This is a genomic window from Melittangium boletus DSM 14713 (assembly GCF_002305855.1).
GTDB classification, from domain to species: Bacteria; Myxococcota; Myxococcia; order Myxococcales; family Myxococcaceae; genus Cystobacter; species Cystobacter boletus.
On record NZ_CP022163.1, the window covers coordinates 1369002 to 1387017 of the forward strand.

15 protein-coding genes and 1 pseudogene are annotated in these 18016 nt (G+C 67.7%); 6 read left to right on the forward strand and 10 right to left on the reverse strand.

What is annotated here, in order from left to right; all coding sequences use genetic code 11:
• The first annotated feature begins 87 nt into the window (after window positions 1-87).
• A complete protein-coding gene (locus MEBOL_RS05720) occupies window positions 88-1572 on the forward strand; it encodes a hypothetical protein (RefSeq protein ID WP_095976452.1) in 1485 nt (494 codons plus the stop codon).
• A 285-nt stretch (window positions 1573-1857) separates the two neighbouring features.
• Here MEBOL_RS05720 and MEBOL_RS05725 read toward each other — a convergent pair whose 3' ends face one another.
• Entirely contained in the window at window positions 1858-4842 is a 2985-nt protein-coding gene (locus tag MEBOL_RS05725; protein ID WP_157774785.1) for a VIT domain-containing protein, read from the reverse strand.
• 52 nt (window positions 4843-4894) lie between these two features.
• Between MEBOL_RS05725 and MEBOL_RS40965 the strand changes: the two genes are divergently transcribed.
• Entirely contained in the window at window positions 4895-5128 is a 234-nt protein-coding gene (locus tag MEBOL_RS40965; RefSeq protein WP_170115404.1) for a hypothetical protein, read from the forward strand.
• A 33-nt stretch (window positions 5129-5161) separates the two neighbouring features.
• Here MEBOL_RS40965 and MEBOL_RS05730 read toward each other — a convergent pair whose 3' ends face one another.
• On the reverse strand, window positions 5162-6871 hold the full coding sequence (locus tag MEBOL_RS05730; protein WP_095976454.1) for a hypothetical protein: 1710 nt from the start codon (window positions 6869-6871) through the stop codon (window positions 5162-5164).
• A gap of 228 nt (window positions 6872-7099) precedes the next feature.
• On the opposite strand from MEBOL_RS05730, the gene MEBOL_RS43570 reads away from it, so the two are divergent.
• The 3 genes from MEBOL_RS43570 to MEBOL_RS05740 all read left to right on the forward strand — a co-directional run bounded on the left by MEBOL_RS43570 (window position 7100) and on the right by MEBOL_RS05740 (window position 8926).
• The gene (locus tag MEBOL_RS43570; RefSeq protein ID WP_281256644.1) at window positions 7100-7459 is read left to right on the forward strand and encodes a transposase; all 360 of its coding nucleotides are present in this window, start codon (window positions 7100-7102) and stop codon (window positions 7457-7459) included.
• Between the two features lie 38 nt (window positions 7460-7497).
• Window positions 7498-7647: a hypothetical protein gene (locus MEBOL_RS42565; protein ID WP_245919494.1), complete on the forward strand. Its 150-nt coding sequence runs from the start codon at window positions 7498-7500 to the stop codon at window positions 7645-7647.
• 85 nt (window positions 7648-7732) lie between these two features.
• Entirely contained in the window at window positions 7733-8926 is a 1194-nt protein-coding gene (locus tag MEBOL_RS05740) for a DNA glycosylase AlkZ-like family protein (protein WP_179956386.1), read from the forward strand.
• Here MEBOL_RS05740 and MEBOL_RS05745 read toward each other — a convergent pair.
• Entirely contained in the window at window positions 8892-9422 is a 531-nt protein-coding gene (locus tag MEBOL_RS05745; protein WP_245919496.1) for a protein kinase domain-containing protein, read from the reverse strand. The two genes, MEBOL_RS05740 and MEBOL_RS05745, sit on opposite strands and share 35 nt — an antisense overlap.
• A 463-nt stretch (window positions 9423-9885) precedes the next feature.
• Complete coding sequence (locus MEBOL_RS05755; protein ID WP_095976457.1) at window positions 9886-11964, reverse strand: molybdopterin-containing oxidoreductase family protein; 2079 nt, start codon at window positions 11962-11964, stop codon at window positions 9886-9888.
• Window positions 11965-12199: 235 nt separating this feature from the next.
• On the opposite strand from MEBOL_RS05755, the pseudogene MEBOL_RS42570 reads away from it, so the two are divergent.
• Window positions 12200-12484 (forward strand): annotated as a pseudogene (locus MEBOL_RS42570) (tyrosine-type recombinase/integrase); the annotation flags it as partial.
• Between the two features lie 266 nt (window positions 12485-12750).
• Here the strand turns inward: MEBOL_RS42570 and MEBOL_RS42575 are convergent.
• From MEBOL_RS42575 to MEBOL_RS05785, 6 genes are read right to left on the reverse strand one after another with little or no spacing between them, the layout of a single operon-like run.
• Window positions 12751-13440 carry a hypothetical protein gene (locus tag MEBOL_RS42575; RefSeq protein ID WP_245920232.1) on the reverse strand — a complete coding sequence of 230 codons (690 nt, stop codon included), beginning with the start codon at window positions 13438-13440 and terminating at the stop codon, window positions 12751-12753.
• A complete protein-coding gene (locus tag MEBOL_RS05765; protein WP_095976458.1) occupies window positions 13437-14546 on the reverse strand; it encodes a thiamine-phosphate kinase in 1110 nt (369 codons plus the stop codon). Before MEBOL_RS05765 ends, MEBOL_RS42575 begins: the two co-directional genes overlap by 4 nt.
• Window positions 14543-15835 carry a phosphotransferase gene (locus MEBOL_RS05770; RefSeq protein ID WP_095976459.1) on the reverse strand — a complete coding sequence of 431 codons (1293 nt, stop codon included), beginning with the start codon at window positions 15833-15835 and terminating at the stop codon, window positions 14543-14545. The genes MEBOL_RS05765 and MEBOL_RS05770 overlap by 4 nt, the downstream gene beginning before the upstream one ends.
• On the reverse strand, window positions 15832-16389 hold the full coding sequence (locus MEBOL_RS05775) for a hypothetical protein (RefSeq protein WP_157774788.1): 558 nt from the start codon (window positions 16387-16389) through the stop codon (window positions 15832-15834). The genes MEBOL_RS05770 and MEBOL_RS05775 overlap by 4 nt, the downstream gene beginning before the upstream one ends.
• A gap of 41 nt (window positions 16390-16430) precedes the next feature.
• Complete coding sequence (locus MEBOL_RS05780; RefSeq protein ID WP_095976461.1) at window positions 16431-17009, reverse strand: dCTP deaminase; 579 nt, start codon at window positions 17007-17009, stop codon at window positions 16431-16433.
• Complete coding sequence (locus MEBOL_RS05785; protein WP_095976462.1) at window positions 16999-17487, reverse strand: hypothetical protein; 489 nt, start codon at window positions 17485-17487, stop codon at window positions 16999-17001. Before MEBOL_RS05785 ends, MEBOL_RS05780 begins: the two co-directional genes overlap by 11 nt.
• Between the last annotated feature and the right edge of the window lie 529 nt (window positions 17488-18016).

The following is an 18016-nucleotide window of genomic DNA, read 5'->3' on the forward strand; positions in this document are numbered from 1 at the left end:
CACTACCTCCGATGTCTCTACGTCGACAACACCTCGGAGGTCAGGTTTTATTTACCGGTGTAGAAAAAAACGGACGCATCGGCGGTGATGGTCGCCCAGCACAAGGACACCTTCACTGCCGCGAAGACGAAGACCATGTGCGTGGCCCAGGCGCCGCTCAACCCCTCCGGACGGGCCCTCACGGCCTCGAGTGGAGCCGAGGCCGCAGCGCGGCTGAAGAACGAGGGCAACTACTACACCGCGAACTGGAAGGAGTATCGGGGCCAGGACTTCCTGAATACGATGGAGGCCCACAAGGACGATCCCGCGTTCATGCGGGACATGTACGAGCAGTTGGGTCCCAAGCTCACCAGCCAGCTCCTCGATGATGCGGCCAACGCCATCCGCCAGGACAACCACAATACTTACGGCAACCAGGCGGCTGCCCAGCGCGCCTTGTCCTCTGTGGCGAAGTCGCTCGACGCCATGCCTCCCCCCTTCCAGGGGCAGGTGGGCCGTCTGGCGGGAAGGAACCACCCCGCAGCCGCGCTCGTGCTCAAGCATGGCGCCAGCCTGGCGGTGAAGCAGGGTTTTCTCGAAGGCATCAAGCCTGCGGCACTCGGCTCTGTCTACGGCGCCTCGTTCTCGGCCCGGATGGCGGGCGATATCATCGCCTCCGAGCCTAAGCTCTATCAGCACGTCGCGGACACCTGGCCCACCGGCGAGCTGGGCACCTTGATGAGGAACGGCCTGACGACCCCGCCCCTGGCGGACGCCTTCCACTCGGACTGGCCGGCCTTCCACCCCGCCGGCCTGGAGCGCATGGTGGGCATGGCGGCGGACATCCAGGGACCGTCCGCCGGGACGCTGCGCACCCGTGTCTTCCAAGAGGCCTCGCTCGCGCTGGGAAAGAACCTCACGGGTGAGCCAACCCGGAAATCGCTCGTCGACAACATGAAGACGCTCTTCAAGAGCGATACCCAAGGACTCGTAGACCGGCTCTTCAACAACAATGGCTCCTCTGGCGTCCCCTTCGCGGATTCGCAGCGCGCCATGGGCCTGTTCTTCCGGGACGCCCTCTTCGCCCACCCCGGTCAGGACGCGTCGTTCCAACAATTCGTCTCGGACTTCATGGGCAAACAACGCCAACAGATGCTCGATCCCGCTCGACTCGCCCAAGGCCCGGGCGCCGCGGCCAACGAGCTGAGCGCAAAACAATTGGGTAACGTGTTGGGCTCGGTGGTCACCGGCTACTCCCGGGCCGCCAAGGACAATGGAGAGCAGCAGGCGGCGCGCAAGGAGTTCGTCGGCACCCTGTTGGGGCTCGCCACCAAGCCCGTGCGCGCGGGCGGCCCGATAGGAGACCTGGCCAAGGGCGTAGCGGAAAAGGCGGTGACCTCTCTCTTGAGTGACTTCCTCAACGGGGGCTTGAAAAACGACAAGGCGGGGATGAACCGGTTGATGATGACCGTGATCGACAAGGCCTCCGAGGGCGCTCGCGACTTCGACATGAAGCATGGCTCCAACGTCGAAACCGCGCTCGAGGGCAAGACCGTTTGGCTCGACTTCAACGAGCAGCTCGCGGCACGTTAGTCCGAGCCCGCCCGGTAGGCTGGGATTTCAACCTCCAGGGTCCCGATGAGATTTTCCCTCTCGCAAAAGTTCCAGCCCGGTGAAGAGCAGGTGCGCGGTGCCGTAGGTGACTCCGCACTTCCATTCGCTGGTGCGGGATGGTGTTTTCGTGTCGAGGGAGGGCGGCGTTCGCTTCGAGCCGTTGCCGCTAGGACTGAGCCGCTTTTGTGGCTCGCCTGAGCCCGCCGGAGACGGCTTGCCTCTTGCCGTTCCCTGTTTCTCGCAAGCCGCGCGAAAACGTCTCCGTCACTGGAGCTTGCCGATCCGCACCTTGCCGATCTCGACGAGGTCCTTGGCGCCCTCCAGGCGCAGCGTGAGCACCTGGCGCTGCTCGCCCGGCCGCCCATAGCGGGTGATGACGGTGGCGGTGACGGTGGCCGGCCCCAGCAGCGTCTGCTGGCGGGAGCCGTAGTAGTGCGCGCGGATGGTGTAGGTGCCCGGCAGGGCGCGGTGGAGCACATACTCCTCGGGGCCATAGCCCTGCGTGAAGTCCCGGGACACGAGCCCGCCCTGCTCGGTGCGGTTGTGGCCGTAGTAGGCCGTCTCGCCGGTGGGCTCCTCCACGTGCAGGTCCACGTCCGTGAGGTCCGCGTCCCAAGAGAGGACGATGCGCACGTCCACGTCGAGCAGCTTGCGCAGCCGCGCGTCCAGCTCACAGCGCGCCGGGGGGCCTCCGGCCTGGAGGCGCTCGGCGAGCGCGAGCAAGCGGTTGAGCTCCATGAGCGCGATGACCTCGATTTGGGGGAAGCGGTCCCACGTCTTCATCACCACCTGGGTGAGCAGCTCCATGGCCGCCTCCAAATCCGGCACCGAGCGCGAGCCCTCGCCGCGCAGGGAGAGCGCGAGCGCGAGGTCGCGGTAGGACTGGGGCTCCTCGGGGCGCAGGCGCAGCACGCCGCGCAGGACGCGGATGGCGGTGTCGAGTTCACCGGCCTGTTGCAGCCGCCACGCGTAGACACGCAGCAGGGCCGGGTCCTCAATCCGCAGTTCCGCGAGGTTGGAGAGCACGCGCAGGCCGAGCGGGCGCTGGCCGCCCTTGAGCAGGAAGTCCGCGCAGTCCAGCAGGAAGGCCGGGTTGTTGGCGTAGTCACCGCGCGCCTTCAGGTAGGCCGCGTAGGCCTTCTGGGCGCCGGCGGCGCGCATCGCCTGGAGGTAGGGCGTCTCGGGGTTCCACTCGGTGATGGCGATGCTCGACTCGTTGCCACCGGAGCCCGGGGCCTTCTTGGCCGGCTCGGCATGACGCGCCACGGGAGCAGCAGCGGAGGGCGGAGGCGCCACGGCCCCCGCTCCGAAGGAGTCGTCCCCGTCCATCTCCCGGGCCTCGCTCTCGGCCACGGGCTCTGGCCGAGGAGGCGCCCGGGCCGCGCGCTCGCTCATCTGCCGCTCCTCCCCCTCCATCCGGGCGCTCGCGCTCTTCTTCGGCTTCTCCCTCGAGCCGAAGTCCGGGGACACCTTGAACTCGGTCTCCCACCAGCTCACGCGCTCGCGCCACATCGCCAGCACCTCGTCGATTTTGGCCTGCTTCCCCTGCTGCTCCGCCTTGCGGCGCTCGGCGCGCTGGGCGAGGAACTGGGCGCGCATCTCGGCCCGCGAGGCCGGCGGCTCGATGTCGTGTTCGAGGTACTGCTCCAGATTCTCCAGCACGAGCATCGAGGTGCCCGGCGTCACCAGGCCGAAGCGACGGCCCAGGGCGGTGAGCTCCTGGGCGTGCTCCACGGGCAGGGCGGACAGCTCGGCAATGCGCCGCTGGGCCCAGGCGAGCGCCGCGTGCGGGGCGTCGACGGCCTCCGCGCGGCTCACCGTGACGCTGCGCCGCGCCACCTCCTGGGAGCCCGCGCCGTAGACGAGCGTGAGGGTGGCCTTGCTCGCGAGCAGGCGGCCCGCGACCGTCACCGGCCCGGTAATCGGCTGGGCGCGCGGCAGCACGTCGGCGAGGCTCGCGCCGTCAGCCTCCACGCGCAGCAGGCGCCACGGCGGGGACACCACGCGCGCCACGGCCTGCCCCACCTCCTCGAGCGCGAGGTCAATCACGTCCCCGTTAGCGGCGATGTGGCGCAGCACCGCCGTGTCCGCGCCCGCGCCGTCCACCACGGCATACACGGGCGCCGAGCCCGTGCGAGGGAGCGAGGCGCCCACTGTGCCCAGGCCGTCCGAGAAGAGCAGCCACGCGCCCACCGTCTTGTCACTGGCGAGGTCCAGCGCGCCGAGGCCCGTGCCGCCGTCATAGACGACTTGCCCCAGCTCATCGCGCAGCGCCTGGGGCACGAGGACGCGAGCGGGCTCGGCCTGGTCCCTCACCACCACCAGCTTCACCTCGGCGACGGGCCAGCGCGCGAGCAACTGCTGGAGAAAGGCCAGCTCGCGCGGGTGGTCTCCCGCGCGGCTGCTGGAGGCGTCCCAGACGATGCCGAGCCGGCGCGGCGGCGGCAGGGGCGCGCCTGGGGGCGGCAGCTTCGGCAGGTCCGTCACCATGGCGTAGCACTCGCCCTCCGCGCGGCAGCCCACCGCCACGGACGGCTCCTGGCGCACGGGCAGCTCCACCACGAGGTCCGCGCCAGGGCGGGCGTCCTGGAGCCGCTGCTCGGCCACCCAGCTCTCGTTGGCGCGCACCGCGACGAGTTCGCCGAAGCCGCCGCTGAAGCGGGGAGGCGCCGCCAGGCCGCGCACCACCTCGATGCGCACGGAGGCCTCGGGCAGCACGCCGAAGGGCAGCGGCAGCCGGTAGCCGGCGGACTCCTCGCGCACGGCCAGCTCGGTCATGTGGCGCACCTGCACCGTGCGCGTGCCTCCCGCCGGGATGGGGTAGATGCGGGTGCGGAAGCGGTCGCCGCGCACGTGCTCGACGAGGCCGGGGTCCACGCCCTTGCGCACCTCCTTCTCGAAGGCGATGCGCGCCTCCTCCTTGGGCACCACCACGCCGTCGACGAGCTGGCCGCCCACGTCCAGCGCGTAGCCGCTCACGGTGGCGCCGGGCGGCAGGGGGAACTCGAGCTGCCCCTCGAGCACGCGGCGGTTGGGGTTGTGGAAGACGAGCGTGGTGGTGGTCTCCGCGAGCATCCCGTGCACGAGGGCGTGCACCTCCAGCCGCTTGAGCTCCACCGGGCGCTCGGCCTCGGGGACGAACAGGATGCGCGGCGGCACGGGCGGCGTCGGAGGCGAAGCGGGGCGTTCGGGCTCGGCGGCGCGGGCCACCGAGCACAGGAGCAGGACGGCGATGAGGGGACGGAGCATGGTTCCTCCCGAAGCGGGTGCCCCCGGTGTAGTACGAGGGCGAGGAGGAGGGGTGAGAGCGATTCTGGAGCACCTGGGCCTGCCCACGGAGAGTGCGCACCTGGCCCCTGCGCGAGGGCCGCCCCAGAGACGTCGACGAGAGCGGGCTCCAGTGGCCCGCGATAAGTCCGGCGCGGGTGTGCGAGGAGCGCGCGAGCCGGGCATGCACGTGGGCGATGCGGGGCTGGCGGGCACTCGTGTCGAGGCGGAGTGGAGCCGCCTCTTGCCGCCGCGCGTGGCGCTCTGACCTGACCGAGGCATGTGCCCCGGTCGCGTGGTCTCAAGAGGGCAGGCCTGCCTGGGGCACGTAGCCGGAGAAGCCGTGGTTCTGAAACGGGTCGCCGTAGATGGGAGCGGGGTTGGGCGCCACGATGACCTGCTGGCCTTGGGCGATGGCGCTGGCCGCGTTGAGGGGGTTGCCCATGCCCAGGGGACCGGAGACCGGGTCTCCCGGGTGGACGACGTGCGTGTAGTTCGGCCCCGACGGGTAGACCGGGGCGGCACCGCCGAAGGTCTGCACGTTGAAGTTGCCCATGACCTGCTCGACCTGGTCGGCGCTCATGCCCTGGGCGCGCAGGTTGTTCTTCGTGTGCAGCAGGGCATCGCTGGTGATGATGCCGCCCTGGCTGTGCGCCGCCACGTACACCGGCTCGCCGGACTGCGCGGCCTGGGTCATCAGGTTGGTGAGGGTGTTGGTCGCCGCGTTGCCGGGCAGGTTCACCAGGTCGCCTCCGGCCTGGGTCACATCGACCACGCCGCCATTCGTCCCGTTGTGCACGCAGACGACGTTGGCACCGGTCTGATTGGCGAGCTGCTGCGCGGCCCTCGCCTCATCCGCGCTGTTGGTCAGGATGCCATTGGTGAAGAGGATGGTGGGCCGGGGCGCGTTCGGATCCTGTCCTTCCGGGGTGAAGGGCTGGACCTGGTCGGCCGGCGTGTTGGGCGGATAGGCCGTGGGACCCGTGGGGCCGGCGCCGACGATCCATCCATCATCGGGATCGATCGACACGCCCGGCACGCCCGTGGGCTGGGGATCCTGGACGGGCCGGGCGCCTGGAGGAATGGGCGTGCCCGGCGGCGTGGTGCCAAAGCCGGTGGCCGGATCGGGCGCGTAGTTGCCCGTGCCATTCACGCCGGTGTTGAGGGCATCGAGCCCCTGCTGCACCACGTGGGCCGTGCCCTCGGCCAGGTCCTGGGCGCCCTCGACCACCCCCTGGGCGAGGTCCTGAGCGCCCTGGACCGCGCCATTGAAGAGGTCCGTGGCACCCTGGGCCACGCCCTGGGCGAGGTCCTGAGCACCTTGGGCCACGCCCTGGGCGAGGTCCTGAGCGCCCTGAACCGCGCCATTGAAGAGGTCCGTGGCGCCCTGGGCCACGCCCTGGGCGACGTTGGTGGCGCCCTCGACCGCGCCATTGAAGAGGTCCGTGGCGCCCTGGGCCACACCCTGGGCAACGTTGGTGGCGCCCTGGGCCACGCCCTGGGCGACGTTGGTGGCGCCCTCGACCGTGTCGTGGGCGAGGTCCTGGATGCCCTGGCCCAGATTCTGGATGCCCTGGCTGAGGCCTCCAAGGAAGCCCGCCGGTTGGGCCTGTGCCGTGCCCTGGGCACGTAGAGTCCCCTGGGCCTGGACAGTGCCCTGAGCCTGTGTCGCGCCCTGGGCTCTGACAGTGCCCTGAGCCTGTGCCGTGCCCTGGACTCTTGCAGTGCCCTGAGCCCGTACCGTGCCCTTGGCCTGGACGCTGGCGAAGCTCCGCGCGGTCGACGCCGGGGCCGTGGCCTGCTTGGCCACCGGCTTGGCCGCGAGGCGCGTGCTCGCCAGGGACTTGGTGGCCGACGCGGGCTGGAAGCTGTCCTTACTGGGGATCACCGGCGGCTGAGCCCGAGTCGCGAGCGCGTTGGCGCGCGCGGCTACCTTCGGCGCGGCCACCTTCGGCGCGGGAGGAGGCGGCGGCGGGGGCGGCGGACGCGGCGGGAGTCGGTTGATGGCCATGGGGTTCGGATCTCGCGGAGGACGGAATCAGCGGCCCCAGTGCACGAGGCCCATTTGCATTCTCGAAATTCGCGGAGAGAAGTTGCGGACCCATGTTTTCGCCGGGTGCGTCACGGCGCACGCTTTCGTCTAATTTCCTGGCGCGGCACGCAGGGGAGCGCAGGGGTCCTCGTGCTCCACGGCCGGGGTGAACCAGACATAGTCATAGGGCGCGGGGTAGTCGCGGGGATGCATGCGAACGACAGGCAAGGACTGGAGCGGCTATGCCGCTATGGGGCACGCGGTGCACTGGCACTGGAGCGGTTGTCACGAGCGGAGGATGGCCGCATCGCCTACCGCATGAAGCGCCCGCTGCCGGACGGCACCACGGCACCAGCTCTTCACCGGGCTTACGCTGCTCCGCCGGCTGGCCAGCCTGGTGCCTCCGCCGAGGTCAAACCTGACGAGGTTCCACGGCGTCTTTGCCCCAGGCGCGAAAGTGCGGCCAGTTCTGCTCCCTCAGGCAGGGGCGGAGCCGGAGTGCGGCTCATGGGCTACCCGTCAGCCTCTCTCACCTCCCGCTCTGCTTCCGCCCGCTACGCCCTATAGGGCTCCTGTCCTTCCTTTGCTCGACGGCGTACCCATCCATGGCGGAGACGGCGCAGCCGGGCAGCGAACAGCAGGTCAAACTCGTCACCAAGGACAAGCCGACCTACGCAGGCGTCGATCCATACCTCACCTATTTCGACCGGAACACCAACGACAACACCATCCCTGTCACCCACGCGGAGAATTAGGGCCTGACTGGCCGGGCCGGCTGAAGGGGTGGCCGAGGGTGTTTCCTTATCTTTCCACGCGCGGTGTGCTTCGCTGCGAGGCCCCGTGCCCTCGAAAAAGACGACCCCCGCCGTGACCCTGCCCGCCGACGAGGCGCGGGCGTACCTCGTGAGCCACCTCGCCCTCGCCGCGCCCGTGTTCCCCGCGGGGGCGCCGGGCGCGCGCGCGCTCCTCGCGCGGCTGCGCCACATCCAGTTGGATCCGCTCGATGTCATCGGCACCAACGCGGACTTGGTGGCGCTCGCGCGCGTGGAGGGGCTCGTGCGGGGGGACGTGTTCCGCCATCTCTACCCCGGCCATGCCTTCGAGCACTGGGCCAAGGAGCGCTGTCTGCTGCCGGCCTCGGCGTTTCCGCACTACCGCGAGGGCTCGCTCGAGGCGCCCTGGTGGCGCCACGCCACGCGCCTGGAGCGGCTGCCCCCCGAGGTGCCGGGCGCCGTGTTGCGGGAGCTGGAGGCGCGAGGCCCGCTGTCAGCCGCGGAGCTCACGGACCATGGCGCGGTGGAGCCGCTCGACTGGAGCGGTTGGAAGGGCACGGCGAAGGCCACCTCCATGGCGCTCGAGGTGCTGTGGCGGCGCTGCGACATCGTGGTGTGCGGCCGGAGCCCCCGGGGCAAGCGCTACGACGTGCCGCACCGGGCCCTGCCGGACGTGGCGCGCGCCTCGCCGGGGTACACGGCGGCCGGTGAGGAAGGCTTCTCGCGCTGGGCGCTCGGGGAGCGGGTGGAGGCGGCGGGCCTGCTGTCGCGCGGGGCGGGCGCGCACTGGTCCATGCTGGCGCCGGTGCGGGGCTCGGCGCTGCCGGACACCCTGGTGCGCGAGGGCGTCCTGGAAGAGGTGGTGCTGCCCGAGGCCTCGCGGCGCTACCTGGCGCCGGCGGGCTTCCGCGACCGGCCCGTGACGGCGCCAGATGAACGGATGCGGATTCTGGGGCCGTTGGATCCCCTGCTGTGGGACCGCTCGCTGGTGAAGCAGCTCTTCGGCTTCGAGTATATCTGGGAGGTGTACAAACCCGAGGAGCAGCGGCGCTGGGGCTGGTACGTCTGCCCGCTGCTGCACCGGGGACGACTCGTGGGCCGCCTGCAGGCGCGCGTGGAGGAGGACGTCCTGCGTGTGGAGCGGTTGTGGAGGGAGAAGGGGGTGAAGCTGGACGACGCGGCGCTCGACGAGGCCCTGGCGCGGCATGCCCGGGCCTGCGGTGCGGTCAATGTGCGCCGGCCCCGGGCCCGGGTGGGATGAGGTCCCGTGCTTGGAGCAATCGATGTCGAACGAGGAGAGCCGAAGCCGCTCCACTCCGGTAGCGCTCCCGGGGCTCCTTCGCCAGCAGCCGGACAATCACGTCACTCAGGGCCCGGGGCACTCGCGGATTGACTCGCGCGGGCTCCAACGGCCTCACGTGGACGATGGCCGACTGCAATACATCCGCTGGCAGCCACTCGGAGAAGGGGTAATGCCCCGTGGTCGCCCGGTACAGACACACTCCCAAGGCATACAAGTCATCCGTGGGTTGAAAGACGTAGTGCGTCCCGGGGCGCTCGGCGCTGCTCCACAGGAAACGCACCGCCTCGGGACTGAGCAGGTACAGCGTGGCCGGCGGCAACGCTCCCGTGGTGAGCGGGGCCGCTCCCTCGTACCACCCCGCTCCGAAGTCCAGCAGCACCGGCTGTCCATCCGACGCGCGCACCACGATGTGCTCGGGCTTGAGGTCGCGGTGCAGCACCCCTCGCGCGTGCATCGTGTCGGAGGTGGCACACGGCCACCTTGTCCTGTCGAGTGAACAGGTCCTGTTCACCGGAGAGGCCAGATGTTCCCTCATGCAGGGGCGGAGCCGGGGCTGGAAGAGGAGAGCCCCGCCTTTGCCGCGACGGTGGAGGAGCCTTTGGAAGGAGCGCACACCCCGTTTGGACTGGGCCGGGCTGCTGCGCAGGACGTTCGCCCTGGATGTGTTCGCGTGCCTGGCGAGTGCGCACCTTGCCCCTGCGCGAGGGCCGCCCCAGCGCGCTTGGTGTTGAAGCTCAGATGAATGGCTTGTGCGCCGGCCCGGAGTGCGGCTCATGGGCTCCCCGTCAGCCTCCCTCACCTCCCGCTCTGCTCCCGCCCGCTACGCACAATAGGGCTCCTGTCCTTCCTATGCTCTCCGCGGATGAAAGCGTGGATGCGCCAGACCGAGGCTGCGCTCGCGTCGCCGAGTTCCCCGCTCAGCTCGCGCCCTCGACCTCCACGAGGTTATCGTAGAACGTCGCCCCGCCGCCCATGTCGGTCACCGCCTGCGAAGTCGTGTGGTTCACGTTCCGCCCATCAGGTGTGAGCGAACTCAACCAGAGCGACGGAGCGACGACCACCCCCGGTCGCGCCCTCTCCGTCACGACGGCCTCGGCCAGGAACGCGCCGCGATCGTTCCGGATACGTACTCTCTGGCCATTGATGATCGAGCGCGCCGCCGCGTCGGTGGGGTGGATCTCCAGGTGCGGGCCCTTCTCGAAGCGCGCCAGCACATTGCTAAACGTGCTGTTCAAGAAGTAATGACCGGGCGGTGAGATCAGCGCCAGCGGATAGCGTGCAAAGAGCGCAGGGCTCGACGCGCTGCTCTCCCGTGGGGGAGTCCATGCCGGCAGCGGGTCATGGCCGTCGCGGGCCATCCTCTCGGAGAAGAGTTCGCACTTGCCGGAGGGCGTCGAGAAGCCTCCTTCGGCGTACGGCGCGAACGGCGTCGGAACATTCAGGCGCACCGCTCCCTCGGCTTGAACGCGCTCGAGTGTGATCCCCGCGAGCCATGGGTGCTCGCTCTGCAACGCCTGCCGAGCCATGGACTCGTCACTGTCCTGGAAGCACGGATCGCTGAAGCCCATGTGCGCCGCGAGCCTCCGGAAGAGGTCCGTATTCGGGACGGCCTCGCCGAGCGGCGCGATTGCCGCCGCGTTCCACATGACATACAGGTGACCGTAACCGATGTGCATATCCACGTGCTCAAGCTGCGTGGTCGCCGGGAGGAGGAGATCCGCGAAGTTGGCCGTGTCCGTGTGGAACTGCTCGTGAACGACCGTGAAGAGATCCTCGCGCCGGAGCCCAGCCTTGACGCGCTCCAGGTCGGGAGCCACACTGGCTGGATTCGAATTGTAGACAAAGAGGGCCTTGACGGGTGGGTCGGTGACCTCCGTGAGGATCCGCCCGAGCTCGACCATGTTGAGAGTGCGGGTGCCGGGCGGGATCAGCTCAAAACGCTGCAACGCGGCATGATTGACCGGGAAAGTTTCGAAGGTCCATAGCTGGACACCGCCAGAGGCGGAGCGCCATGCGCCGGTCACCGCTGGCAAGCACGTGATGGCGCGCACCGCCATCCCTCCGCCAGCGTGGCGCTGCATCCCGAAATTCAGGCGGATGGCTGCAGGCTTGCACGTCGCGTATTCAACCGCGAGGGCCTCGACCGATGCCGCTGGGATCCCGCAGATGGCCGCCACACGATCAGGCGGGTACTCGGCGGCACGCGCTGCCAGCTCGGTCCGGCCCACGCAGTATCGGTCCATATAATCCTCGTCGCCTAGGCCGTCACGGAAGATGACGTGCATCATCCCGAGCGCCAGCGCCGCGTCAGTCCCCGGCAGCAGCGCGATATGCTCATCGCACTGCTCCGCGGTCCGCGTCCTCCGTGGATCGATCGCTATCACCCTCGCCCCTCTCTTGCGCGCCGCAGCGACGAACGGCCAGAGGTGGGGGTTCGAGGTCAACGTGTTGGTGCCCCACAGGAGGATCGTGCGCGCTCCGTCGAAGCACTCTGTATCCATGCCCATGGAACTACCCATGCTGTAGGCCATGCCGACCACGCCGGCGGAGCCGCAAATCGTGCGATCGAGGAGCGAGGCGCCGAGCTTGTGGAAGAACCGTCGATCCATCGAATTGTTGTGCAGGAGCCCGAGCGTGCCGCTGAACGAGTACGGCAGGATTGCCTGCGCCCCCCACACCGCGATGATCTCCTTGAACCGGCGCGCGATCTCGTCGAGCGCCTCCTTCCAGGAGATCGGCTCGAAGCGCCCCTCACCTTTCGCGCCCACGCGGCGCATCGGGTGGAGCACGCGGCCGGCATGATAGGTACGCTCCAGGTACCGAGAGACCTTCGCGCAGAGGAAGCCCCGAGTCGTCGGATGGTCGGGATCGCCTCGTACCTCGACAGCTCGGCCAGCCTTGACCGTGGTCAGAATGGCACAGGTGTCCGGGCAGTTGTGCGGGCACACGCTCCGCACGACTGTCGCGCCTGGGTCTTCGGTGATTGTGGCGCTCATCCGAAACAATGTACCACACCGTCGTGCGGCACTTTCTCGACAGCCACGTCGCCGCCGACAGGCACGGCGGACGTTTCTGTAGACCGGGTGCTTATAATTGACCCGCCTGTGGGTGCGGCTCCTTGATGTACACGCCGGCCCAGGCCACGCTCCCATCAGGTGCATGGCAGGGGCCTGGGCCTCTTGGTATAGGGCGCCTGTCCTTCCTATGCTCTGGCCCTCAAGACGGGGCTGCGGCCCTTACGTGTTCTGCCAGGAGGACGACCAGCCGCTCACCGATGGCCTGATGAAGCTGCCGCTCCAGCGCGGGCTGCGGCGGGCGGGCATCAGCCGCGAGCAGGAGCGCATCGGCTGGCACGACCTGCGGCACACCTACGGCAGCCACCTCGCCATGCGGGGTGTCCCGCTCAAGGTCATCCAGGAGCTGATGGGTCACGCGACCATCGAGATGACCATGCGGTACGCCCACCTCGCGCCAGAGACCCGGGAGCGCGCGGTGCAGCAACTCGACCGGCCTGTGCCCCAGTTCCACGCCGCACTGGCCAGAGACGCCGGAGGGGTAGAGTCGACGGGAGGCGCGGTGCCGCTCGGGCTCGTCGGCGCCTGCTGCGAAGGTCCGCTCTCGCTCACCTTCTCGCCGAGTCTCACCCACGGTCCGTTTCCTCCACGCCGCTCATCGAACCGGACGTGCGGATTTCCCGCATCCGGCTCTCGGACAGGTTGGGCTTGCCCCGGTTACGTGGCTCTCCCTCAATTTGCGAGCACACAAAGAGAGGGAGAGTCACGTCAGCGGATCAAGCCCATCTGCTCGTTGACTTGTCCTGCGCTGTCAGCCAACTCACCTCCGATCGCGACTTTCAGCCAGGGGAGCAGCATCGCCGACCACGTTTCCAACCTCTCGGCGTCGGCAGCTAGCTCGGTGACTGATTGCGCAGCTACCTCGCCGATAGAGTCCTCGGCGGCCACCGCGCCCGGAAGCGCGGGCATGTTCCACAAGCCGATCAGCCCGACGTGGACGCGACCCACCGCCGAGTCGTTATCGACCAATAGCCCGATCCAGCGTCGGTCTTCGCACGCGGCCCCGCCCAGTTCCTCCACCAGTTCACGTTCAGCTGCGCGCTCGAGCGTGGCCAAGAGATCGATCCGGCCTCCGCGCGACACCGCGTCCGCGAGGTCGACATGGCCACCGAGGCCAATTGACATGCGGCCGTGCAGCCGCGCCTCGCCCCCTGCCGACGTGCGCGTGTAGCGCACGAGTTGCGAGCCCTTCCGAAGCACAATGTATGGGATGATCTGCCGATACTCCTCCATCTCCTCAAGATCGCGTCGCGGCCCGAACCAGACGCCAGCGGACTCAAACGCTCGCACGGCCCTCTCGCCGTTCATGGGGACGAATCCCGTCCGACTCAACTCAGCCGGTAGGCTCGCCGTTCGGGTTGCAAGGATGAGGCGAAGCTCGGGGACGGTCGATGTCATTCGATGCTCCTAGAGGTCAATATCGGCGTATTAAGGATGTAGCCGAGGTGCCCCTCGAGCCCCGAGTTGAAGCCGCGAACCAGAAAGTTTTCGTTCCGGACTGGTGTCACGTTCAACGTTCGGCCGCCCAGCGTCGCCGTCAACTCACCGACCTCCGGAACGACCCAACCGAGTGGACGCCAGTCGATTTCATTTTCGCGACAGCAGTGCTCAAAATCCGCGACCCTCGCGCCATCCACCACTGCGGCAACCGACCAGTCGCCCCACGCGAAGAACAAGTTCCACGGGCTTGCGACAGTCTTCGACGCCGCAGCGTCCTTCACATCCTGCGACAGAAGAGCCTCGTCAAGTTCGAGAGCGAACCCGCAGCCTGATGCACTCGCTATGTTCTCGATGGCGCCGAGCAGGCCATCCGAGGTGTCGGAAGCCGCCCGCACCAGATCGCGCTCGGCAAGCAGGCGCATGGCTCGGAGCTGGGGCCGAGGGAACCGGAGCGCGTTGGGCGCAGCATCTGCTGGAGTGGCCCCGGCGACGCCCAACTGTATCTCGCGCTCCGAAGCCAAGAGGTAGTGCGCCATGAAAGATCCGGCGGGCCCAACGACGACCAGTCGGTCGCCCGACCGAGCGCCGTTTCGCCCGATGCGGCGGGCACCGTCCAACAAGCCCACGCCGAACACGCGCGCCGCGAGCACAGGACCCTGGCGGAGATCGCCACCTCCGTTCCGAAAGCCGAATTCGGTCATGGCCGAAAAGTAGCCACGCATGAATCGCGCGAGGACGTCGACATCAAGGTCTGCGGGAGCGTCGACGCAGTTTGCAAGGAGGAGCGGCCTCGCCCCTGCCGAAGCAACATCGCTGGCCGTCGCGACCACGGCGAGCCAGCCGGACGCCTCCCAATCGTCCCGATGCGCGGCTAGGCTGCGAATGATCGGGCGCGGCCCGACGTCAGCAGTGACTGCGAGGGTGTCGCCGCCCGCCGCGACGAACGCGCAGTCGTCGCCAGCCTGAGTAAGCCCATCAGCGGAACGCGCGAGCGGCAGCACCACCTCCCTTAAAACGCGGAACTCACCAAGATCGCCAAGCGTCACCTTCTTGGATGTACTCATACGGTCGTGGCTGCCAACACGGTCGGCTCAAGCAGTTCCGACAGCTGGAGCACGGTTGCAATTAGGGCGGGTTGGTTGCGCGCGCTGTCCAGATGAACGAGTAGGCCGTAACCCACGAGCAGGAGCGGGACCAGATATTCCGCAGTCCAATCCTTCTCGATCGCCCGCTTCTTTGCCTTTTCCCAGATGACGTTCCTGATCACCTCGGCACGAGCGCGCACCGGCGTCGGCAGTGCGTCCAGATCGTCATGCAGATTAAGGAAGCTTGCCAGCGAGAGAATCGCACCTTCGTCGATCTGAGACGGCAACGTCGTTCCCCGAAGGTTTAGGTCGAGCAGGACATAGTCGACAACCACATGCCGAGGGTTAGTTGCCCAGCCGAAGTCAATGATCTGGACACCATCGTAACCGGTGAGCACGATATTCTTAGGGTGCAAGTCGCCGTGCACGGCGCCCAGGATACCCGAGAAGGACATGCCGTGCCTAATTATGCGGCGGACCACCTCGGTTGGGTTCGGCCATTCGCGGCCGAACACTCGGGTACGTGCCTCCGTCCCGAACAGCAACCGTGGTAAGTGCTTCGCCTTGTCGTTTGTGGTTTCCCTTAAGTACCATTCGTACTGGTCCGCGTAGGTAGTTGTCTCGGCTTTGGGGCGAGCCCTTCCGGCTCGGTGCGAGGGCTCCACTGAGTCGAGCGCCTCGGCAATGAGACGCCTGATCTTGTTCCAGTCGGTCGTATGCGCCGGATTAGGCTCGTTTTTGTTCTCCAAGAGACGCCACAAGTCACGCACTTCGACCTTATGTCGACTGCCATCCGGCTGCATCTCCGACAGGGATTGGAAGGGAGCGACCAGAACGGCTCTTTCGGGGTCGGTCTCGTCGAGCTGCAGCGGGAAGGCGAACTTGGACCGCTCCTGTCCCGTTAGCCTAGGCCACTTTTCGGCGCCGTCCTTCTCGGCGCGAAGCTTGTTGGACGCTCCGATTTTCACGACCAGAGGCTGCGACGCCGTGCGCCTTTTCGATTCATCTACGGCGTGCGCAAAGTATGCCACGTATACACTCGCACCACTCGCCCCCGGGGGCGCTCCGATGCGGTCGAGTGGCAGAACCACAATCTCAACTTCGTGAAGCGGTATCCGGCCGGACGCGGAGGTTGACTCCAATGCACTGGGCCATACGTCCTTTAGATGATCGCTTTGGTATAGGCGCTCAAGCGCACAGTGAAGCGCCACGGCAGCCTCCGGCTCCATCATGTCCGGAACCAAATTCGACTTGTTAAGCGTGCTCACGCTGCGTCGCTCCAAGGGAGGGTGAACGGTAGAGAAAGGTCTGGTCCCTGACCGATGATCCATAGGCCATCCGAGATAGCCATGACCGCGCGGCATACCTGCTCGCGGCCAATTTCAAGGTGCGGCGGAACCGTTTCTCCTGAGTCGTCAAAGAGGCCTACCGCGTCCTCCCGCCACTGAACAACCCGGAGCACGTGCTGGGCGGGGCGAATCGGCTCGGTCGACATGAGCACGTGGTAGTCGACACCGACGCCAACTACGGCCTTCCGGCTAAGGGCAGTGGTGAGGACGTCCTCCCAGGCCTCCGCGTAAATGGTCTGAAACGGGATGCGCCGAAGGCGAAACGGAAGCCCGAGTTCTCGGCACATCCGGTTGACCTCACGCTCGGCGTCCGCGCCCCTGATGCCCGGCGGGTGCGCCTCAGTCGCCAGCGCCAAGCCGAGCGGGTTCTCCTGGTCCGGCCGGACGCGGACGCCAAGGATGCTGGGAAGGACCTCGGGAACGGGGCACGGCACGCCGAGCCGCACTAGCGCGGCATGAACGAACGCGGGCACGCAGCACTGGGGTGGCCAGAGCCGGGGTCGCGACTCGACCATTACGTGCCGCCTCCCAGGAGACCGCGCCACTCCTCGTGAAGCAAAGGCGCCGACAGAGGATCAGCGCCCTCGTAGATGCTTGGCCGCGTTGCCCGCTCTGCAACGCCCGATAGCCGGACGAAGCGCAGGTGCGCCACTGGCATACCCGCCTCCAATTCCAGCGGTCTGACGTTGTGGTTGTAAAGCTCAAGCGTGAGCGGCGACGGTGTCACACTGCCGAAGCCAGGGCTCACCAAGTCGGCCCCGCAGGTGACACCCAGGCCGAAGCGCGCGACGTGGGAGAGAGGAGAGATCTGCGCGGCGAGCGTCGGCGACAGGCGGATCCGCTCCAATGTGCATCCGAGCACGAAGGCGCCGGGCTCAATCAGCAGCGTATCCGCCTCGTCTGATGGCATGAGCGCCTCCGCGCCCGCCCCCGGTGCCCACAGCCGGATGGGAGCGGCGCCCGCCGTCCAGCGGCGGAACCGTCGCCCGAGCCGGAGCACATAGCTCGCTCCCTTGAGTTGCATTTCGGAGAAGGGCTGTATGTCCAGAGAGCCCGCCTCGCGCTCGACGAGGATGGCCGCGTCAGCCAGCATTCGAGGCCGCTCCCGCAAGCGTTCTGACGAGCGCCGGCTCGACATGACCGTATGCCCGCCAGTCCCAAGGTGCATTGAGCTCGAAATGCTCCACCAGTCGACGGCGGAAAAATTGCGAGGGAAAGCGACTTGGCTCCGCCCGCAGGTCGCGGACCCACGTTTCGTTGGTGTCACCAAGGAGGAGGTAGTGATCGACCCCTTTCAAAGCGGTCCAGGCGGCGGCAAGGCAATCGAAGCGCTGTTCAGCCTCGGGGAAGAGCGCATGGGGCGCCGACTTCCTGGGTAGCGGGACGATGTGGAGGTGCGCGTGATATATGCCGCAGCCGCCCGCACTTGCCGCCGTAGCTCCGTGCTCAAAGTAGACGGGATGGCCGAAAGTCGCCACTCGGACCAGCATGTCGCCAATCAAGCCGAGCAACTCGGACCGAGCGTCCGCGGCGAACCCGGAGCATGTCTCAACGTGAGCGATCGGAAGCACGAGGAGACTTCCTTCGAAGAGCTGCCCGAGAGTCGGTATTGCGACGAACCGAGAAGTCCGAGCTACGATCCTGGAGTCCGCTACGCTGCGGTAGATCTCATTGAAGCGGGCCGGACCTCCTGTACCGAACTCTTGACAGAACTCACAAATTGGCATTGGGCAGCTCCCAGTAGGGGATAGTTGAGACGACACCAGCGGGGCCCTCGCTAAAATTGGGCTACGCTAGCCCAACTGAACCAGTGGGGAAAAGTTCGGCGGGATGCGGACGAACCACCACTCATTCAAGCGGCTAGTGAAAGACATGAAGGCGCTCGGTCTGCGACACCGGCGGGCCATGACCTGCGCCGGACCAGTCTCTCCCTGCCCGCCTGGATGGCGCCTGCAGAGATTACCCTCAAGCTCCGCACGCACCCCCCTCGTAAGAGTGGCAACACCATCGACCTCTGCGCCACATTCCCGTGGGAACTCCTCCGCGCCGAGGTGGCGAAGCGCCAGGTCCAGCGCCACGAGCGCGGTCAGCTCGTCCGAC